The 18,233-nt window shown below is 62.1% G+C and carries 23 protein-coding genes; 7 read left to right on the plus strand and 16 right to left on the minus strand.

Going from position 1 to position 18,233, the window contains the following annotated elements; translation table 11 throughout:
• Positions 1 to 4: 4 nt before the first annotated feature.
• Genes GYH26_RS04140 through GYH26_RS04150 form a run of 3 tightly spaced genes read right to left on the minus strand, consistent with a single transcriptional unit; the run spans position 5 to position 1,250 of the window.
• Complete coding sequence (locus GYH26_RS04140) at positions 5 to 388, minus strand: hypothetical protein (protein WP_161540604.1); 384 nt, start codon at positions 386 to 388, stop codon at positions 5 to 7.
• Positions 389 to 392: 4 nt separating this feature from the next.
• On the minus strand, positions 393 to 893 hold the full coding sequence (gene flgC, locus GYH26_RS04145; RefSeq protein ID WP_012843304.1) for a flagellar basal body rod protein FlgC: 501 nt from the start codon (positions 891 to 893) through the stop codon (positions 393 to 395).
• Positions 894 to 911: 18 nt separating this feature from the next.
• Positions 912 to 1,250 (minus strand): flagellar basal body rod protein FlgB, encoded by a 339-nt coding sequence (locus tag GYH26_RS04150; protein WP_014067590.1) that lies wholly within the window; start codon positions 1,248 to 1,250, stop codon positions 912 to 914.
• 332 nt (positions 1,251 to 1,582) lie between these two features.
• On the opposite strand from GYH26_RS04150, the gene GYH26_RS04155 reads away from it, so the two are divergent.
• A complete protein-coding gene (locus tag GYH26_RS04155; RefSeq protein WP_161540605.1) occupies positions 1,583 to 2,305 on the plus strand; it encodes a sensor histidine kinase in 723 nt (240 codons plus the stop codon).
• A gap of 70 nt (positions 2,306 to 2,375) precedes the next feature.
• Positions 2,376 to 3,794, plus strand: coding sequence for a sigma-54-dependent transcriptional regulator (locus GYH26_RS04160; RefSeq protein ID WP_161540606.1), 1,419 nt, complete (start codon positions 2,376 to 2,378; stop codon positions 3,792 to 3,794).
• A 14-nt stretch (positions 3,795 to 3,808) separates the two neighbouring features.
• Here GYH26_RS04160 and GYH26_RS04165 read toward each other — a convergent pair whose 3' ends face one another.
• The 4 genes from GYH26_RS04165 to fliS form a co-directional block, all read right to left on the minus strand.
• A complete protein-coding gene (locus tag GYH26_RS04165) occupies positions 3,809 to 4,177 on the minus strand; it encodes a flagellar biosynthesis anti-sigma factor FlgM (RefSeq protein ID WP_161540607.1) in 369 nt (122 codons plus the stop codon).
• A 77-nt stretch (positions 4,178 to 4,254) separates the two neighbouring features.
• Positions 4,255 to 4,611, minus strand: a complete 357-nt coding sequence (locus GYH26_RS04170; protein ID WP_014067586.1) for a hypothetical protein — start codon at positions 4,609 to 4,611, stop codon at positions 4,255 to 4,257.
• Positions 4,612 to 4,675: 64 nt separating this feature from the next.
• Positions 4,676 to 6,178, minus strand: a complete 1,503-nt coding sequence (fliD, locus tag GYH26_RS04175) for a flagellar filament capping protein FliD (protein WP_161540608.1) — start codon at positions 6,176 to 6,178, stop codon at positions 4,676 to 4,678.
• 31 nt (positions 6,179 to 6,209) lie between these two features.
• Positions 6,210 to 6,530, minus strand: a complete 321-nt coding sequence (fliS, locus tag GYH26_RS04180) for a flagellar export chaperone FliS (protein WP_012843311.1) — start codon at positions 6,528 to 6,530, stop codon at positions 6,210 to 6,212.
• 192 nt (positions 6,531 to 6,722) lie between these two features.
• Between fliS and GYH26_RS04185 the strand changes: the two genes are divergently transcribed.
• Positions 6,723 to 7,886 carry a glycosyltransferase family 2 protein gene (locus GYH26_RS04185; RefSeq protein ID WP_161540609.1) on the plus strand — a complete coding sequence of 388 codons (1,164 nt, stop codon included), beginning with the start codon at positions 6,723 to 6,725 and terminating at the stop codon, positions 7,884 to 7,886.
• 132 nt (positions 7,887 to 8,018) lie between these two features.
• Here GYH26_RS04185 and GYH26_RS04190 read toward each other — a convergent pair whose 3' ends face one another.
• From GYH26_RS04190 to GYH26_RS04225, 8 genes are all read right to left on the minus strand, one after another.
• Positions 8,019 to 8,897 carry a flagellin gene (locus tag GYH26_RS04190; protein WP_161540610.1) on the minus strand — a complete coding sequence of 293 codons (879 nt, stop codon included), beginning with the start codon at positions 8,895 to 8,897 and terminating at the stop codon, positions 8,019 to 8,021.
• 137 nt (positions 8,898 to 9,034) lie between these two features.
• A complete protein-coding gene (locus tag GYH26_RS04195; RefSeq protein ID WP_161540611.1) occupies positions 9,035 to 9,916 on the minus strand; it encodes a flagellin in 882 nt (293 codons plus the stop codon).
• Positions 9,917 to 10,095: 179 nt separating this feature from the next.
• Entirely contained in the window at positions 10,096 to 10,638 is a 543-nt protein-coding gene (locus GYH26_RS04200; RefSeq protein WP_161540612.1) for a hypothetical protein, read from the minus strand.
• Positions 10,623 to 11,645 carry a porphobilinogen synthase gene (gene hemB, locus GYH26_RS04205; protein WP_161540613.1) on the minus strand — a complete coding sequence of 341 codons (1,023 nt, stop codon included), beginning with the start codon at positions 11,643 to 11,645 and terminating at the stop codon, positions 10,623 to 10,625. Before hemB ends, GYH26_RS04200 begins: the two co-directional genes overlap by 16 nt.
• 18 nt (positions 11,646 to 11,663) lie before the next feature.
• The gene (gene cysS / locus GYH26_RS04210) at positions 11,664 to 13,178 is read right to left on the minus strand and encodes a cysteine--tRNA ligase (RefSeq protein ID WP_161540614.1); all 1,515 of its coding nucleotides are present in this window, start codon (positions 13,176 to 13,178) and stop codon (positions 11,664 to 11,666) included.
• 67 nt (positions 13,179 to 13,245) lie between these two features.
• Complete coding sequence (locus GYH26_RS04215) at positions 13,246 to 13,761, minus strand: MogA/MoaB family molybdenum cofactor biosynthesis protein (protein ID WP_161540615.1); 516 nt, start codon at positions 13,759 to 13,761, stop codon at positions 13,246 to 13,248.
• Entirely contained in the window at positions 13,758 to 14,054 is a 297-nt protein-coding gene (gene yidD, locus GYH26_RS04220) for a membrane protein insertion efficiency factor YidD (RefSeq protein WP_012843318.1), read from the minus strand. The genes GYH26_RS04215 and yidD overlap by 4 nt, the downstream gene beginning before the upstream one ends.
• Before the next feature lie 33 nt (positions 14,055 to 14,087).
• On the minus strand, positions 14,088 to 14,798 hold the full coding sequence (locus tag GYH26_RS04225) for a cell wall hydrolase (RefSeq protein WP_161540616.1): 711 nt from the start codon (positions 14,796 to 14,798) through the stop codon (positions 14,088 to 14,090).
• 149 nt (positions 14,799 to 14,947) lie between these two features.
• Between GYH26_RS04225 and hisI the strand changes: the two genes are divergently transcribed.
• The 4 genes from hisI to GYH26_RS04245 all read left to right on the plus strand — a co-directional run bounded on the left by hisI (position 14,948) and on the right by GYH26_RS04245 (position 17,815).
• Positions 14,948 to 15,340 carry a phosphoribosyl-AMP cyclohydrolase gene (gene hisI / locus GYH26_RS04230; protein WP_161540617.1) on the plus strand — a complete coding sequence of 131 codons (393 nt, stop codon included), beginning with the start codon at positions 14,948 to 14,950 and terminating at the stop codon, positions 15,338 to 15,340.
• Between the two features lie 131 nt (positions 15,341 to 15,471).
• Entirely contained in the window at positions 15,472 to 16,692 is a 1,221-nt protein-coding gene (locus tag GYH26_RS04235; protein ID WP_161540618.1) for an N-acetylmuramoyl-L-alanine amidase family protein, read from the plus strand.
• Positions 16,693 to 16,723: 31 nt separating this feature from the next.
• Positions 16,724 to 17,257, plus strand: a complete 534-nt coding sequence (locus GYH26_RS04240) for an adenine phosphoribosyltransferase (protein ID WP_161540619.1) — start codon at positions 16,724 to 16,726, stop codon at positions 17,255 to 17,257.
• Between the two features lie 6 nt (positions 17,258 to 17,263).
• Complete coding sequence (locus GYH26_RS04245; RefSeq protein WP_161540620.1) at positions 17,264 to 17,815, plus strand: hypothetical protein; 552 nt, start codon at positions 17,264 to 17,266, stop codon at positions 17,813 to 17,815.
• Here the strand turns inward: GYH26_RS04245 and GYH26_RS04250 are convergent.
• Positions 17,797 to 18,195: a RidA family protein gene (locus tag GYH26_RS04250; protein WP_012843324.1), complete on the minus strand. Its 399-nt coding sequence runs from the start codon at positions 18,193 to 18,195 to the stop codon at positions 17,797 to 17,799. The two genes, GYH26_RS04245 and GYH26_RS04250, sit on opposite strands and share 19 nt — an antisense overlap.
• Positions 18,196 to 18,233: the final 38 nt, after the last annotated feature.

The raw sequence follows: 18,233 nt of genomic DNA on the forward strand, positions 1-18,233 counted from the left end.
ATCGCTAAGCGGCAATCAGCGGGGAGGTCGAACGTTTGGCCAGTCGGGGGAAAGCATGCAGGTCGTAGTCCTGCACGAAGCGGGACAGCTCTGGAGGAAAGTAGACGAGGTAGCGTCCGGCCCGGGGCTCGTAAGCGGTACCCCAGACTCGGGCGACCCGTCTGGCGGTGTCGTGTGACGCATAGGCTACGCCGCACCGGCCGACGAGCCCGTCCAGTGCCTGCGCCAGCGGGCAGCGCCGCATGTGGCCGGGCTGTCCGGTCGGCAACTGCTTCAAAGGCGCCTTGCCCAGCGCGCGACGTGCCAGGTTCACCTGACGAAGGACGGCGCGCTCGCGCGGGCGCAGCCAGCGCAACAGCCAGAAAACGATGGGAGACCGGTACGGCATGGCCTCAGATTTCCAGGGTTCGTTTGACGATTTCTTTGGCGGCCTGAATGGTGGAGAGGTTGGCCTCGTAGATCCGGTTGGCCGAAATCAGATGGGCCATTTCCTCCACCACGTTCACGTCGGGGTAGGCCACATAGCCGTTGGCGTCGGCGTGCGGATGGGTGGGATCGTACTCGTAGCGCAGCCGAAGCGTCTCGGCGATCGTGGTTTCCGGACCCAGCTCGGCTTCCGGCAGGCGCGTCAGCAGCGACGGGGAGGAACTGTGGCGGGGGTCCTGGGTGCGCGGGGCCGTACGCAGCCGGCTGAGCAGCTCGTAAAAGCGCCGGTTGCGGACTTCGGGGTTGGTGTGCACGGCCCGTTTGATGGCGTACGGCGTACCTTCATCGGTGCGGGTGGTGGCCGCGTTGGCGATGTTCTCGGTGGCCGCGCTCATGGCCATGCGCTGGGCCTCTAAGCCCCGGGCGGCCGTCCGGAAAAATGAGAAGATGCGGGTAGGCAGCGGCATGGCGGCGTTATGGGTTTATCAGCCGGTGCGTCCGGTAATGGCCGTGCGCATCAGGTCGAAGTGCTCACGCAGGGCCCGTGTGGTCAGCTGCGTGCGCATCTGCGTATCGGCCAGTTCCATGAGTTCGTCTTCCAGCACCGGCGGTGTGTTTTCCATCCGCATGCGCGGTTCGACCTCTTCCGGCTGGCGGAGGCCGGGAATCTGGTGACGCGCCTGTTGCAACGCTTCTTCGAAAGAGACGCTGACCCGCTGGTAACCCGGCGTGTCCAGGTTGGCAATGTTGGCCGCCAGCGCCTTCAGGCGCCAGGTGTAGGCCTGCATGGCGTGGCGGAGCAACTGGAGCTTGGCAGGTTCCATAATCGACCCGATCGTTTCCGAACCGGAATGCGATTGGGCGAAAAATCAACCACCGTGCCAGGCGCGACAACAGCGCTTAAGAATCCCGAAGAGGCGTCGATATGACTGGATTAAGCCGGTGGATGATTGCCCCGCCTGAAAAGAAACGGCAGGAAACGGGGAAAAACTTGCCGTTCGCCAGCAGGGAAGGCGCCGGGTCGGCTCCATGGTGTGACGGCATGTGATTTGTCAGCCCAACGGACGTTCGGTTTCGCCGTGAACGTGGTATAGGCAGAGGTGGCCGGTCTTGAAACCGGACCGGAGCATTCAACCTGAAGTTGCCCGCGTTGCTTATGGCTTCTCTGACCGAAAAACCCACCAGTGCACAGGAGACCTCCGACGCGTTACTGGCCAACCTGGCCCAGGTGCTGGCCCATCGGTTACGGGGTCTGATCACCAGCATCGAAGGATTTACGGATCTACTGGCCGATACGCTGGCCACGCCGGAGCAGCGCGAACTGGCGCTGCGCGTCTTTGAAAGCACGGCGTCCATCGAGCGCATTCTGTCCGAGTTGCAGTGGTACAGCCGTCCGTTGCACCCGATGCCCGGTCGGCGTCCGCTACGCACGCTGCTGCAGGAACTCCTGGTGATGCTGGAGGAGAACGAGGCAGCCCGCGTGGCGCTTGACCTGCGGCTGTCCGGACGGTATCAGGTCCGGGCCGATGTCATGCTGCTCCGCCAGGCGCTTTTCATGCTGCTGAAAAATGCACTGGAGGCTACCGGACCGGCCGGCGTGGTGCAGTTGCGGGTGCTGGGCGAGCCGCGCTCCCTGCGCTTCGAGGTCTGGAACGAGGGCTGGATGCCCCCCGAGGTGGCCGAGCAGATCTTCGTGCCGTTTTTCACCACCAAGGCACAGAACCTCGGGATCGGGCTGCCCATCGCCCGGCGCATCGCCGAAGCGCACGGCGGGACCGTCTATCTGGCCAACAACGATCCGGACGCCGGGATCTGCATGGCGCTGATTCTGCCGCAGGACGATGAACCCGCCGCCGATGGCGCGTCCTCCTTGGCTTAGAATCCTGGAAGCCTTATCTTTAGTTAATCTCCAGAACAGTAACGCTCTCCCAACCAATCGTTTGCCTACCATGGCGGCGCCTCAGCGCGACGTTCCGCACATTTTGCTGGTCGACGACGAACACCTGCTGCACACGCTCTTTGAGCGGCTGTTCAGCCGGCACGGCCTGCGCCTGACAAGCTGCTACAATGCGCTGCAGGCCATGGAGGTGCTCAAGAAGGAGGCCGACGCCTTCGATCTGGTCATCACCGATTTCAAAATGCCGGATATGGACGGGCTGGAGCTACTCGCCTATATCCGGCAAGAGCACCCGGACCTGCAGGTGATCATGATCACGGCGCACGCGAACGTGCAGCACGCCGTGCGGGCCATGCAGAACGGGGCCATCGACTACATTCCCAAGCCGTTTTCGACAGAGGAGCTGGTCGAGCGCGTGCAGGCCGCGCTGGCCCGCCGCCGGGAGCAGCAGGAAGCCCGGGCGAAGCAACCGGCGCGCACATCACAGCGCCGCGCCCGACCGACCATCGAATACGTGGGGGAGCATCCCACGATTCATCGGCTCAAAGAGATGTTGCCCCGCGTGGCCGCCAACAAAGCACCGGTCTTTATCCAGGGCGAAAGCGGTACCGGCAAGGAGATCCTCGCCCGACTGATTCACCAGATGAGCGACCGGGCCGAAGGGCCGTTCGTGGCGATCAACTGCGCCAACCTGCCGCGCGAGCTCGTCGAAAGCCACCTGTTCGGGCACCGGAAGGGCGCTTTCACCGGAGCCATCGAAGACATGACCGGCGCCTTCGAGCGGGCCGAAGGTGGAACGCTGCTGCTGGACGAGATCACCGAGGTCGATCTGGCCATCCAGGCCAAGCTGCTCCGTGTGCTGCAGGAGCAGGAAATCCAGAAGGTGGGGTCCACGGAGACGCGCAAGATCGACGTGCGGGTCATTGCCACCAGCAACCGCAACCTGAGCGAGGCCATTGCCAAGGGCGAGTTCCGGGAAGACCTGTATCACCGGTTGAGCGTGTTTCCGTTGAGCGTGCCGCCGCTGCGGGAGCGCATGTCGGACGTTCCGCTGCTGGTGACGCACTTCATCAAGAAGTACTGTGAACTGTACGGCCTGCCGCCCAAAAAGGTGTCAGACGCGCTGATGGAGCGCTTCATGCAGTACTACTGGCCGGGCAACGTGCGCCAGCTGGAAAACTACGTGCAGCGCGGCGTACTGCTTTCGGCCGAACGGGAGGTTATCGAGGTCGAAGACGTTTTCAACGACTTCTTTGCCGATGCCGAACCGGCGCGACAGAACGCCTCGGCAGAAAAAGAAGAGCTCCTTGGACGCGTGCAGACCATCGAGGACATGGAGCGGGAGATGATTCTGCGCGCGCTCAAGGAGACCAACAACAACCAGCAGCTGGCCGCCCAGAAACTGGGCATCAGCGCCCGCACGATTCGTAACAAACTGAAGCGCTATCGCGAGCAGGGATTGATTTCCTGAGCGAATATGCGCCGCTATTGCTGCTGGGGCGGCAGGCTCTGGGCCAGCATCTGCTCCACGATGCGCTCCGCGATTTCCTTGAGTACAGCGGGCTGCTGATAGTAGCCCGATTGCAGGTGGCGCAGGATGGCCGCCACCCGTTCCGGACTGATGGAGGGGACGCTACGCAAGGCCTGGCGTGCAAATTCCAGATCCGGGGTGGCCTCCGCCTGCTGAGCGGCCGTGCGGGCAGCCTCCGAAAGATCGACGCGATCCTCCGAAGCCGGCTTTTCCGGCGTGTTTTCCGCCGCCCGCTTGCTCACCTCGCGCGCACCGCTCAGCGCTTCGCGCTGCAGCGGGTCAAGTCGCTGCGATCCACCCGACTGAATATCCCGAACGTCCATAGCTATCAGGTCGCTATCTGGTGACCCCCTCCATACGAAAATATCGGCACTTTATCTGAAAAGTTAAGCGATGCTGCTCAACCCTGCAAGCCGGCACGCAGTACGCTTCGCTTCGGGGCCGTTTCTTCCTGATAGTGCTGGCGGGCCTGTTTGTACTGTTCCAGCTCCACCAGCGAACGGGTCAGGCGCTGCTCGGTCTGGCTCAGGAGCTCCTGCAACCGTCGATGCTGGGCCGTCAGGGCCACACGCAGCACTTCCCATTCGGGGTCGAAGCCGTTCGGTGGCTCATGATCGCGAAGCTGTTCGACAAGCGTGCCACGTCGTGCGATCAGTTCCTGGAGTTTTTCGAATTCGTGGTTGATCAGGGCCTGCTCGACCGCTTCGCCGAGGTCCAGAATTTCGCGAAGCACTGCCAGCGTGTCGTGCTCGGACATGGCGTCCAGGATGACTGGTAATTGGTGTTATTGGTTAAGGTCTATACGGACCGATTGGATTCGCTTAAAAAAACGTGCCACCTCCGTAAAGGAAGCCGCTGAGGAATTGTTGCTGGCCCTGGAAGAGGGCAATCGTTTCCTGCACGCGGGCAAACTGTGCCCGGAGCTGCTCCTCTCGCCGGGCCAGTTGTTCTTCAAAGTCGGCAATGCGATCGTCCAGACGACGAATCGAGGCTTCAAGGGAATCCTCTCGCTGATCGATGATGCCCCCCGTTTTGACGAATGTCTCCACATGGGTAAGCAGCCGGGTGGCGATGCCGTCGTTTCCGGAGAACAGGCGCTCTACGGCCTGCGGATTGCGCTCGACGGCCTGAATGAGCTTGTCTGCATCGCTCAGCGTGAGCGTGCCGTCGTTGTTGATGGTGATGCCCAGATCGGTGATATAGTGCGGGCCTTCGGTGGGCTGGCCACTTACTTTTCGCACCACTTCGTTACGGAGCGTAAAGCGCAGGCCGGAAAACACCGGATCGCCGGCAAAGTCGCCGCGCGTTTCCGCCTTACCGTCAACGTTGCTCTTGCCCGCCAGGTAGAGGAGTACGTCGTTATACTTCTTGATAAAATCCTCCACCTTGGCTTTGATACCATTGCTGTTAGGCGTAATGGTAAAATCGGCCGGCGACGTGCTGATCTGCTTGAGTTCCAGCGTGACGCCTGCCAGGGCATCGGTCACACGATTGGTGTCCCGGTAAAGCGTCAGGCCGTCCAGCACGAACTGGCTGTTGAGTTCGGAGTCGGTCTCGCTGGTTCCCACGTATTTAACCTGGCCGCCGCCGGTGCCGGAGGCAACAACGTTATTGTTGATTTCGAGCGTCGATAGCAGTCCGGCGGCCGAGTCCACGAACTCCAGCCGGTAGGTGAAGCCTGTCTTCCCGCTGCGCAGTGAGAGCCGGGCCGTGCTGGACGTTTCGTTGATGACCGAGGCGTAGGCGCGCTCATCGGATTTGATCGTGCCGGCATCGACGGCCGCCTGGAAGGCATCGTTGATGGCCGTGGCGATTTCGTTCAGGATTTCCTCGTCCGTCGTGCCGGTGGGGTTGACGGTCACCTGAATGTCCACCCGGTTGTTCGGGTCGGTATCGGTGGGACTGGCCACGCGGATGGTGAACGTCTGCGCCCCGTTCGTGTCGAAAAAGCTGCGCAGGCTCGATCCGCTGCTGGTGTATTGCTTGGAGATCCGTGTGTCGGCCGAAGCCAGGCGTTTCACCTCCAGCGTATGCGTGCCCAGTGCGGCCGAATCGCCGGCCGATACGGAGAATTCGGTGGCCGACGTGGTGGCGCTTTTGCCCTGGAAGGGGCGCGCCAGCGGATCGGTCAGCGTTTTCAACAGGCTGTGCAGCGCCGAGAGCTTGCTGTCGAAGTCCTTGACAACCCCTTTGAGCCGCTCCTGTTCGGCCTTCTTTGCCTGGAGGTCCAGCTTAGGCTGGCTTTCGATCGAGATAATCGCGCTGATGAGCTGCTCGTAGGGGTCGTTGGCGCGATAGACCGACAGCAGCGGATTGACAGCCATGGCGCTTTATGCAGGATGGTCCCGCTCGGGTTCAGGCGGCACGGGCCATGACGACGCCTTCGTGCCATGCTTCGCGCAGTCCTTCCAGAATGCGCTGGACGACGGCAATGTCGCCGATGGCGCTCTCGCGCAGACAGAATTCGTACAGGGCATAGAGCCGCTCGGCCAGTTCACCGCCGGCCTCGAAGTTCAGCGCCGACATGAGTTCCACCAGCACGGCGCGTACCTTCGGGCGATCGTTGCGCCGGCAGGCCGCAATGCCCAGATCGTACAGTTTGAGAATCAACTGCTCGGGGGACGCGCTGAGGACGGCCTGCTCCTGATATTTCCGCATGGGATGTACGGTGCTCATGGCAATACGCTGGTTTGAAGGTTCGCGGAAGCTTTTTCCTGCCGGAAGGCAGGTTTTCCCTTGCAGAAGCAGCGGCCGCCTTGCTTCTGACGGAAGTATCGGCCAATGCAGGCGCGGCTTAAGTGGCCGGGCGAATTGGCACATTTTCTTCTACGCAGGTCACGCAAACCCTGAACGTAACCCACGACCGCCATGCCCCACGACGAGGCGCGACCGTTGCTGTCGCTCTGCATGATCGTCAAAAACGAGGCCGAATACCTGGAGACTTGCCTGAAGCTGGCCCGGCCGCACGTGGACGAAATCGTCGTCATCGATACGGGATCGACCGACGGCACGCAGGACATCGCCCGGCGCTATGCCGACGTGTTCGAGGAAATCGAATGGCCCAATTCCTTCGCCGCCGCCCGCAACTACAGCCTGGACCGCGCCTCGGGACGGTACATTCTGATCCTGGACGGCGATGAATACATTGCCGATCCCAGGGATTGGTTGTTGTTGCGGGAGGTATTGCAGCGCAGCACGCTAACCTGCGTTCGGCTCAGAATACGTAATCTGATGCCACCTCATAGCTTTGTCGTAGCAGATGTTTCTTTTCAGGAGCGTATTTTCCCCAACGATAGTTCGATTCGATACTCGGGAAGAGTTCATAATCAAATTGTTGAAGCCTTGAAGGAATACCAGAAAAAGACCGGTTATCCTACCATCGATTTACCAATTGATGTGATTCATGTTGGGTATGCTCATAATAAAGAAAAACTACAAAAAAAATATTTACCCAGATTGCCGCTGCTTAAGGAAGAATATGAAACAGCAGAAAATGAGGTAGCTAAGGCCTATTACGGATATCAGCTTGCTGCTGGATATTTTGTTTTAAAAGAGTACGATCGTGCTCTTGAAATCTTTGAGCAATTAAACTACGAAGCACTTGCAAAATGGAATATAAATAATGCCTTTTATGCTCAGATGCTTGCAGCACAGGCTGCACTCCAGAAGAGAGATGGAAAAAAAGCATTGTTGTTTTGTAATAAGATGTTGAATATTAACCGTAATGAACCGGCTGCGTATTTTTTGTGTGGTCTTGCTTTGTTTTTAGAGAAGCAAATAGAAAATGGAATATTGTTTATTGCAGAATCATTCGATATTAATGAAAAGAATCCCAGTGCAAGATTTCCTGTAAATGAAGAGGTATCTTTGAATTTGTTGGAGGAAATATTGGAGCGGTTGCATTTAAATGATGTTAAGTTGAAGATGAAAAAAGTGCGCACGGGAATGTCAAGGGGTGAGCTGAAACAACTATTAGATGATATTCGCAGAATGATGGTCTTGATGGAGCAGCGAAGAGCAACCGCTGCTTAGTCCAAAAATGAAAGGAAGTGCCAGCCCGATTGGACTGGCACTTCCTTCCCGTTTCCGGTGTTGGGTTTTGGGGTCCTGAACCGTCCCTTCCCGGAATCGGGAAATAGGAGACAGTTGGGGATGCTGCCAAGGTCAGAACAATTGCAACACCGACTGCGGTGCGACGTTGGCCTGCGCGAGGGCGGCCACACCCGTCTGCTGCAGGATCTGCAGCTTGGCCAGTTGCATCTGCTCGTAGGCGAAGTCGGCGTCGGCAATGCGGCTGCGCGCGGCCTCGTAGTTGTTCTTGGCCGTGGCCAGATTGTCCAGCTTGAACGAGAGCCGCTTCTGGTAGTCACCGATCTTGCCCAGACGCGTGGCTACGTTCTGAATGGCCGCCTCGATGGCCTGCAGCGCATGCGTGGCCTGTGCCACCGTGTCAAGGCCCCATTTGCCATTGGAAAATACCGAGGCCTGCGATACGCTCGAGAACAGCCCGACCGAAGCGGACGTGTTCGCAATCGCCTCGATCTTTACATTGAAATTGTCTTGTGCGGCTGCAGAATCTCCCACTTGAAAACCGAGGGAGACGGTGCTGGAAGCGCTGAAGAGCGCTTTGCCGTTGAACTCGGTGGCGTTGAGGATGTCACCGATTTCGGCGGTGAGCTGGTTGAGCTGGTTTTCGATGGCGTCGCGTTCTTCGGCGCCCATCGTGTCGTTGGCAGCCTGGACGACTTTCTCCTTCATGGTCTGGAGGATTTCCATGATGGAGTTGAGGCTGCCTTCGGCGACGGTGAGCAGGGATTTGGCATCGCCGATGTTGGCCAGGGCCTGTTCCTGGCCGCGGATTTTGGCTTTGAGTTTGGCCGCGATGGAGTAGCCGGCCGAGTCGTCTTCGGCGCGGTTGATGCGGCTGCCGGTGGCCAGGCGCAGCTGGCGCAGGCCGAGCTCACTGTTGGTGCGTTGCAGGTAGGTGTAGGCCTGCAACGACTGCAGGTTCGTGTTAATGCGGGTCAGGTCTCCGAAACCCATGGCGAACCTCCCTTACGGTTTAGTTGAACATTAGGGTTACGTTGGCTCGCGGACCCGTGGATCGTGGGGGAGGGGACGCCCGGTGGCCTCGTGGGGCAGACACGGGGCCACCGCTTTTTATTTTCAGGGCTTCATTCTTAGCCGAACAACTGGAGGATGGCCTGCGGTGCGACGTTGGCCTGCGCGAGGGCGGCCACACCCGTCTGCTGCAGGATCTGCAGCTTGGCCAGTTGCATCTGCTCGTAGGCGAAGTCGGCGTCGGCAATGCGGCTGCGCGCGGCCTCGTAGTTGTTCTTGGCCGTGGCCAGATTGTCCAGCTTGAACGAGAGCCGCTTCTGGTAGTCACCGATCTTGCCTAGACGCGTGGCTACGTTCTGAATGGCCGCCTCGATGGCCTGCAGCGCATGCGTGGCCTGTGCCACCGTGTCAAGGCCCCATTTGCCATTGGAAAATACCGAGGCCTGCGATACGCTCGAGAACAGCCCGACCGAAGCGGACGTGTTCGCAATCGCCTCGATCGCCACCTCAAAGTTGTCCTGGGCATCCGTAGAATCTCCCACCTGGAATCGGAGGGAGACGGTGCTGGCAGAGCTGAAGAGCGCTTTGCCGTTGAATTTGGTGGCGTTGAGGATGTCACCGATTTCGGCGGTGAGCTGGTTGAGCTGGTTTTCGATGGCGTCGCGTTCTTCGGCGCCCATCGTGTCGTTGGCAGCCTGGACGACTTTTTCCTTCATGGTCTGAAGGATTTCCATGATGGAGTTGAGGCTGCCTTCGGCGACGGTAAGGAGGGATTTGGCATCGCCGATGTTGGCCAGGGCCTGTTCCTGGCCGCGGATTTTGGCTTTGAGTTTGGCCGCGATGGAGTAGCCGGCCGAGTCGTCTTCGGCGCGGTTGATGCGGCTGCCGGTGGCCAGGCGCAGTTGGCGCAGGCCAAGTTCGGTGTTGGTACGCTGCAGGTAGGTGTAGGCCTGCAGCGCCTGCAGGTTCGTGTTAATACGGGTCATGTCTCCGAACGACATGGCTCCTTCCGGGTTTGGTTGGACGGTTCAGGCAAGCGATTTTAAAAATCTACCGCCTGTATCGGCACACATCCGCGGCGACTTAAATCCTGCCGACCAGGACAACCGTGCCAGAAATAAAAAAGGCCCGAAATGGGCCTTTCTGAAGGGTTCACGGAATAAGCGACAGGGGATGAACGCTACCGTCTGCCAAGCTCTCGGCTGAAGTCCCGGTGGCCGAAGTAGTGCAGCACGTAGGGGAGCTTGCGGAGTTTGTCTTCGCCGAAGCCGGGCAGTTTGCCCACGCGCCGCTGGATTTCCATAAGCGAGGCCCCGTCGGCCCACAGCCGCGCGGCCTGGCCGTCGTAATGCGTGCAGAGGTGGCGGGCGACGGCCTGCGTCAGCTCGGCCATGCGGTTGGTGAACCGGTGCACGGCCGGCTTTTCGGCAAACAGCCGCTGAAGTTCGGCCAGCGGCATTGCGGCAATGCGGCACAGGTCGAGGTGCCCCAGACGATCGCGCAGCCGGATCGGCCCGGTAAAGGCAAACTCGGCGCGCACGCGCTGGTCGTAAAGCAGACCCAGCAGCACGGCGTTCGCGTCGCGCCGGAGATAGGCGTCGGCTTCGGGATCGCCGGTGAGCGTCCCGGAAAGATGAAACCGGCCCATCATCCGCACAAAGCCGCCTTCCAGGTCACCGGGGTCGAGCGGCACAATGGCCGGCACGCTTACTCCTGCAGCCATTGCGCAACCTGTTTGGCGAAGTAGGTGAGGATCACGTCGGCACCGGCGCGACAGATGGCCGTGAGCGCTTCGAGCACCGCGGCTTTTTCGTCGAGCCAGCCGCTCAGCGCGGCCGCCTTGAGCATGGCGTACTCGCCGCTGACATGGTAGGCGGCCACCGGCACATCGGAAGCCTGCTTCACCCGATAGATGACGTCCAGGTAGGGGAGTGCCGGCTTGACCATGACCATGTCGGCCCCTTCTTCCAGATCCAGCCGCAGCTCGCGCAGCGCTTCACGGGCGTTGGCCGGGTCCATCTGGTAGGTTTTCTTGTCGGGCGGCACCCCGGGGCGGAGGCGCGGGGCCGAGTCGAGCGCATCCCGGAAGGGCCCGTAGAAGGCCGAGGCGTATTTGGCCGTGTAGGAGAGAATCGCCACTTCGGTGAAGCCGGCTTCGTCAAGTGCCCGGCGGATGGCGCCCACGCGGCCGTCCATCATGTCCGAGGGGGCCACGATGTCGGCGCCGGCCTGTGCCTGCACGACGGCCATCCGGGCCAGGATCTCCACCGTCTCGTCGTTGAGAATGCGGCCGTCGCGTACGATGCCGTCGTGACCATCCGACGAGTAGGGGTCCAGCGCCACGTCGGTGATGACCAGCAGCTCGGGCACGGCCTCCTTGACCGCCCGGATGGCCCGGGGATAGAGACCGTCCGGGTTGAGCGCCTCGCGGCCGTCGGGCGTCTTGAGCGATTCGTCCAGCGCCGGAAACAACGCCACGGCCGGGATGCCCAGCGCGTGCAGCTCCCGCGCCTCCCGCACCAGTTCGTCGATGCTGAGCCGGTACTGGCCCGGCATCGAGGGCACTTCCTGGCGCACGCCGTGGCCCTCGACGACGAACAGCGGCGCTACGAGCTGGTCCACCGACAGGCGCGTTTCGCGCACCATGCGCCGGATGGCTTCGGTCCGGCGCAACCGACGGGGGCGCTCGATCAGCGAAAGCGTCACGCTCTGTGTCGTTTGCATTTCCATGGCCATTCTGCAGGTTGATCAGACAAGCACCTTGCGACGCCAGCGGGTGCCTTCGGGCGTGTCCATCACTTCGACGCCCATCTGCAAAAGTTGCTCGCGAATGGCATCGGCCCGGGCGAAGTCGCGGGCACGCCGGGCCGCATCGCGCTCGGCCAGCAGGCGCTCGACTTTCTCCACAAATGGATCTTTCTCGCGTCGCGTGTGCGCGCAGGGACGCTCCGGTGGATAGACGAAGCCCAGCAGCGCATCGATCTGCTCCAGCCAGCGCCGGGCGCTTTCGGCCGAGGCCCGGTTGAGCTGGTCGCCGAAGCCCAGGATCAGCTTGACGCCTTCGAGCGCCGTGGCCAGCGCCACCGGGGTGTTCAGGTCGTCACAGAGGGCTTCCAGTGTCTTATCGTAAATCGTAGAAAGGCGATCACCAAGCCGATCCGGCCCGGAACGATCGCTTTCCAGCGCGGCTTCGACGTGTCGGGCGGCCTCCTGGTAGCGCTGCACGATCCGGATGCTGTCGCGCAGGTGCTTGCGCGTGAAGTTGAGCGGCTCGCGATATTTGCCGGAAATCAACGCGTAGCGCAGCGCCATCGGATCGATACCGTGGCCGCCGGCCTCGAGCGGGAAGATCAGCTCGCGCACGGTGAAGAAGTTGCCCTTCGACTTGGACATCTTCTCCCCCTCGACGAGCAGGAAACGGGTGTGCACCCAGTAGCGGGCCAGCGGCTTACCCGTGAGACTTTCGGCCTGAGCAATCTCACATTCATGATGGGGGAAGATCAGGTCTTCGCCGCCCAGGTGCAGGTCGAACGTCTCGCCCAGGTATTCCATGGACATGACCGAGCACTCGATGTGCCAGCCCGGAAAGCCCCACCCCCAGGGGCTGTACCATTGCATCAGGTGTTTTTCGTCCTTTTTCCACAGGGCGAAGTCGCGGGGGTCACGCTTTTCCGGGTCCTGCACCACGTCGCGCACGGCCCGGGCGAGCTGCTCCGGATCGCGGTTGCCCGAGAGCTTGCCGTAGTCGGGGAAGCTGGGCACGTGGAAGTAGACGCCCTGGCGCGTTTCGTAGGCGTGGCCGGTTTTTACCAGTTGTTCGATGGCCAGAATCTGCTGGCGGATGTGCTCGGTGGCCCGGGGACGGACGTCCGGTTCGACCAGCTTGAGCGCCTGCCAGTCTTCCAGAAAGGCCTGTGTGTAGTAGCGGGCCAGGTCCCAGATGTTGGGGAAGCGGCGGCCTTCTTCGGAGCGCAGGGCGCGTTCCAGCTTGTCTTCGCCGCTGGCGTCGGCGTAGTCGTCGACGGTCAGGTGCCCGACGTCCGTGATGTTGCAGACGTAGACCGTCTGCCAGCCCAGAGCCTGGGCCACGCGTACGATCAGGTCGGCCGTCAGAAAGCTCCGAAAGTTGCCGATGTGGGCGTAGGTGTAGACTGTGGGCCCGCAGGCATACAGCCGGAGGCGATTGCGCTCCAGCGGATAGATCGGCTCGATCGAGCGCGTGAGCGTGTTGTACAGACGCAGTGTCCTGGAAGAACCCTCCATGCGGCGCAAGCGACGGTTACTGGCTTCCGGCGCACTCTAACGGTCCGGAGCCCGTCGGGTTGCACCGTCAGGAGGCCGGCTGGTGGCGCCGGATTTCCCAGACCAGATGACGCAGCTCGGGCAGGATGAGCCGGTCGAGGGCCAGCTTGACGGCATTGAGCGAGCCGGGCATGGAAAAAATCAGTGTGTTTTTGTACACGCCGCCGATGGCCCGCGAGAGCATGGCGCCGCTTCCGATTTCCTGAAAGGAGAGCATGCGAAACAGTTCGCCAAAGCCGGGCAACGTTTTTTCGAGGCGGGCGGCCACCACTTCGTAGGTGGTGTCGCGGCCGCTGATGCCGGTGCCGCCGTTGGTCAGGATCACGTCCACGCGCCCGGCCAGTTCGTCCAGGAGCGCCCCGATCATCTCGGGTTCGTCGGGCACGATGGCGTAGTGGGCCACCTGGTGGCCGTGCTCTTCGAGCCGCTTGCGGATGAGCGTACCGCTCCGGTCGGTCTCTTCGGTGCGCGTGTCGCTGATCGTGACGACGGCGCAGCGGACGGTCTGTCCGCGTGCCGATTCCTGGTGCAGTTCGTAGCTCATGGATGTTCCGGGTTGGGGGATTCCGGACGGGGTTCGCCAAACCAGCGAGGCGGATCGTAACCGTAGCCGCCCCAGGGGTGGCAGCGGGCTAGCCGCCAGAGCGTCAGGATCAGGCCGCGGACGGCCCCGTATTTCTGAAACGCCTCGATGGCGTAGTGCGAGCAACTCGGTGTGTAGCGGCAGGTGTCGGGCAGGTGGGGACTGATGATCAGCTGATAACCCCGCACCAGTCCGATCAGCAGCCGCCGGGGCAGCGTCCAGAGAAAACGGCCGATGGCGCGAAGTACCTGCATGGCACCATCCGAACGCCGCGTCCGGCCGTGAGTTCACCGGTGGCCGGGGCGTTGTGGCGGGATCGGCCGGGCCGGACGGGGCACGCGACCAGAAGGACGCAGCCGATCCCACAGGCGCAGCAAACGAGCCGGGCGTGTGGGGGGCGGGGACGTATGCGCCGGTGGCTCCGGATCGAGCCGAGCGTCGATCCCGTCGAAAAACTGAAACCGCGCGGGATTGATGTGGGCCACGGCCGGTCCCCGATAGGGCCGACCGGCGCTTGCCCACGGAGGCGGATCGTCGCTCGGCATGGAGATGGGGCTGTAGAAATGGCGCACGGTGATCGGGAACGGCCGGGCCGAAGGCGGCGCCTGGAAGACCTCAAGCGCGATGCGCAGGGCCTGTTGCCAGCCCGGCACGGTCGAACGCGGTGTCAGACTCAGGATCAGATCACGCCGCGGGGTGGGGCGGTTGAAGGCGCTGAACTGACGGGGCTCCAGCACCACTTCGCGGTAGGTGTCGCCCCGGTAACGGGTTTCTACCCGGTTGCGCACGACCCAGGCCACCAGCCGCTGCTCCTCGGGACGGTTGCTTTCGGAGTAGATGCACCGGGCCAGCCAGAGCACTTCGTCCTGCTCCAGCGGCGACAGGCGCCGGAAGGCCGCCAGAAAGTCGCGGCGGCCGAGCGAATCGGGTGGCGCGGCTGCTCCGGCCTCCGGTCGCGCCAGTAACACCAGACAACAGATCGCCAGACCGCGCAGCATGGGCTTCGGGGTGGTGAACGAACTGGACGGAGCCGTGTCAAAACAGGTGCCGATCGGCGTCTCGGGTTAAAAGTTCGTAGAGAAAGGACAATCGGCGGACAAAACCGGTATTTTTGCCTGAAAAGTTTTCCGCAAACCCGAGGAACGCCATGGACGCACAGGCGCTTCTGGAAGCCGTTCGTTTCAACGAGCAGGGGCTGGTGCCCGCCATCGCGCAGGATGCCGAGACGGGCGAGATCCTGATGGTGGCCTACATGAACGAGGCGACGCTCCGGCGGACGCTGGAGACCGGCCTGATGACCTACTGGAGCCGCTCGCGCCAGGAGGTCTGGGTGAAGGGCGCCACCAGCGGGCACACCCAGGAGGTGCGCGAGGTGCGCGTCGACTGCGACGGCGACGTGCTGCTGTTCAAGGTCAAGCAGAACGGCGGGGCCGCCTGCCACACCGGCCACCGCTCCTGCTTCTATCGCAAGCTGGAGGGCGACCGCCTGGTCGAAACCGACGCCCCGGTATTCGACCCGGCGCAGGTGTACCGGAAATAGATGTTCGAGCAGCTGGCAAGAACGACATAATTGTCGTACCTTCCTTTCCTGTAGCAAGGACCTGAACCAGCGGTCTGAAGGGACGGTACGGAGCTTGCTGCAGCTCGGGGCGGATTGAACCGGTATCGACCATGCGGGCGGCACTGCTACTGCTGCTGATCGGGTGCTTCTGGGAGAGCGCGTGGGCTCATGCGCTGCCGCAGGTGACGCGCGTCTCGTTCGCGCCACGCTCCGATCAGAGCGGCTATGTGATTCGAATCCACACAACCGATCACGTGGGGGCCTACCAGGAGCCGGAGTGGCTGGACGCCCGTCGCCTGCAGCTTGTGCTCTATTACACCGAGCCGGCACCCGATCTGCAGCACGATCCACCGCAGGGGCCGATCCGGGCCTACACGATCGAGCCCCGCAACGATCACCTGGTCTTTCAATTCGAGCTGGACGAACACGTCACGGCCGAGGCGGCGGCCTACCGGGATCGCTACTCGACGGACATCCTCATCGGGCTGACCATCGTGCAGCGCGATCCGCCGGTAGCCGAAGCGGAACCCCTGCCGCAACCGGCCGCGAGCGAATCGGCGCCGACGCGGACGGTGGCGCTGGGGAGCGAAACGCCCCCGACGCCCCGGGTGGCCGACCGCTGGCACCTGGACACCGTCGTGATCGATGCGGGGCACGGCGGAAAAGACCCGGGCGCGGTGGCCAACGGCGTGCGGGAAAAGGACATCACGCTGGCCGTGGCGTTGAAGCTGGGCGAGTATCTGGAGCGGCTGCTGGGCGTGCGGGTCGTCTACACGCGCAAGGATGATCGCTTTGTCGGACTGCGTGAGCGGGGCCGGATCGCCAACGAGGCGGGCGGCAAGCTCTTCATCTCGCTCCACTGTAACGCGTTGCCCGGCAATCGTCGGGTGCATGGCGCCGAAACCTACTTCCTGGGATTGCACAAGACCGAGGCGGCCCGCCGCGTGATGGAGCGAGAAAACAGCGTCGTGCGCCTGGAAGAGGATCCGTCGCAGTACGAGCACTTCACCGAGCAGGAGCTGATCCTGATGACGCTGGCGCAGAGTGCCTACCTGCGCAAAAGCGAGAAGCTGGCCATGCTCGTGCAGGAGCAGTTCGCCGAGCGCGTGGGACGCGTCAACCGCGGTGTCAAGCAGGCGGGCTTCTACGTGCTCTGGAGCGCTTCGATGCCGGCCATTCTTGTGGAGCTGGGCTTTCTGACCAACCCGCAGGAGGCGGCTTTCCTCAAAAGCAAGGAAGGCCAGGCCTACATGGCCAGCGCCATCTTCCGAGCGGTGCGCACCTTCAAGGAACACTACGAGCGGGAACTGGCGTTTCCAGCCGCGCGATGATTGCTGGCTCGAACCTTATCTGATGGAAAATATGAACGCGACGGCGCTGGAAACGCTCAAACAGGCCATCCGTACGGTGCCCGACTTTCCCGAACCGGGCATTCAGTTCAAAGATATTACCCCGGTGCTGGGGCATCCTGAACTGCTTCGGCTGGCCATCGAGGCGCTGCTGGAGCCGTTTCAGGATCAGGAGATCACGAAGGTGGTGGGGATCGAGTCGCGGGGCTTCATTCTGGGCGGTATGCTGGCCCACCATCTGGATGCCGGCTTCGTGCCGGTTCGCAAGAAAGGCAAGCTGCCCTACCAGACCCTTGCGGAAAGTTATCAGCTGGAATACGGCACCGATACGATCGAAATGCACATCGACGCCATCGAGCCCGGCGACCGCGTGCTGATCCACGACGACGTGATCGCTACAGGCGGGACGGCCGAGGCTACGATTCGTCTGGTCGAGCGGGCCGGGGGCGAGGTAGTCGGCTGTGCATTTCTGATCGAGTTGACCGAATTGCAGGGGCGTAAGCGGCTTCCGTCCCATGTGCCGATCCATACGGTGCTTCAACTCTGAAAAGCCATGCACGGAAAGGGCGGATGGCTTGCGCTGGCGTTGCTGGCGTTTACGCTGGTGCTGGCCGGCTGCGAGGCGGCGGCCAGCGAGCGGCTGACGCTGCCGGAGATCGAGGTGTCGTTTCGCTTCGAGGTGAGCGGCAATGCACTGACTGACGGCCAGCCCTACACGGCCACGTCGGTCAACACGGTCGATCTGATGACGGCCCTCCAGCAGCGAGGGGGCTACACGAAAAATGAGGTGGTAGCCGCTACGGTAACGGCCGCCGAAATTGAGCGCGTCCAGCCCGCCTTGACCGATCTCTCGGAGTTGCTCAGCGAAGCCCGGGTGTTGCTGACGGCCTCCGGGCTGAGCGACCTGGAGGTGGCGTCCCGTACCGGATTCCCGGACGACGAGACGGCCTCGATGGCTCCGCGAAGCGGTGCGGACATCACCGCTTTTGTAAAAAAGCCTGCGTTCGGGGCCAAACTGCGGCTGGTGCCGCTGCAACCGGATGCCGGGGAAACCTACGTCTACGAAGTGCGCCTGACGCTGCGCGTTCAGGTCGAGGGGGTCTGACGGACGGCGATGCAGGAGATCTCGACGCGGGCGCCTCGGGGAAGGGCGGCTACCTGCACCGCCTCGCGCGCGGGCGGCGACTCGTTGAAGTAGCGGGAATACACTTCGTTGATCTGCGCGTAATCGTTGATGTCAGTCATGTACACCGTGCAGCGCACCACGTCTTTGTAGTCCATGCCGGCGGCACGCAGCACTGCGCCCAGATTTTCCAGCACCTGCTCGGTCTCTCGCTCGATGCTGTCGGTGATCAGACTGCCGGTCTTCGGGTCGATGGCGATCTGTCCGGAGCAGTAGAGCGTGTCGCCCACCAGCACGGCCTGGCTGTACGGACCGATGGCCGCCGGCGCACGGGGCGTCTTGATGATCGTTCGCTCAGGCACGGTGAAGATTCCGTCGATGGTCTACAGATCTCATTAGC

Origin of the sequence: Rhodothermus marinus (genome assembly GCF_009936275.1) — a bacterium.
Taxonomy (GTDB): Bacteria; Bacteroidota; Rhodothermia; order Rhodothermales; family Rhodothermaceae; genus Rhodothermus; species Rhodothermus marinus_A.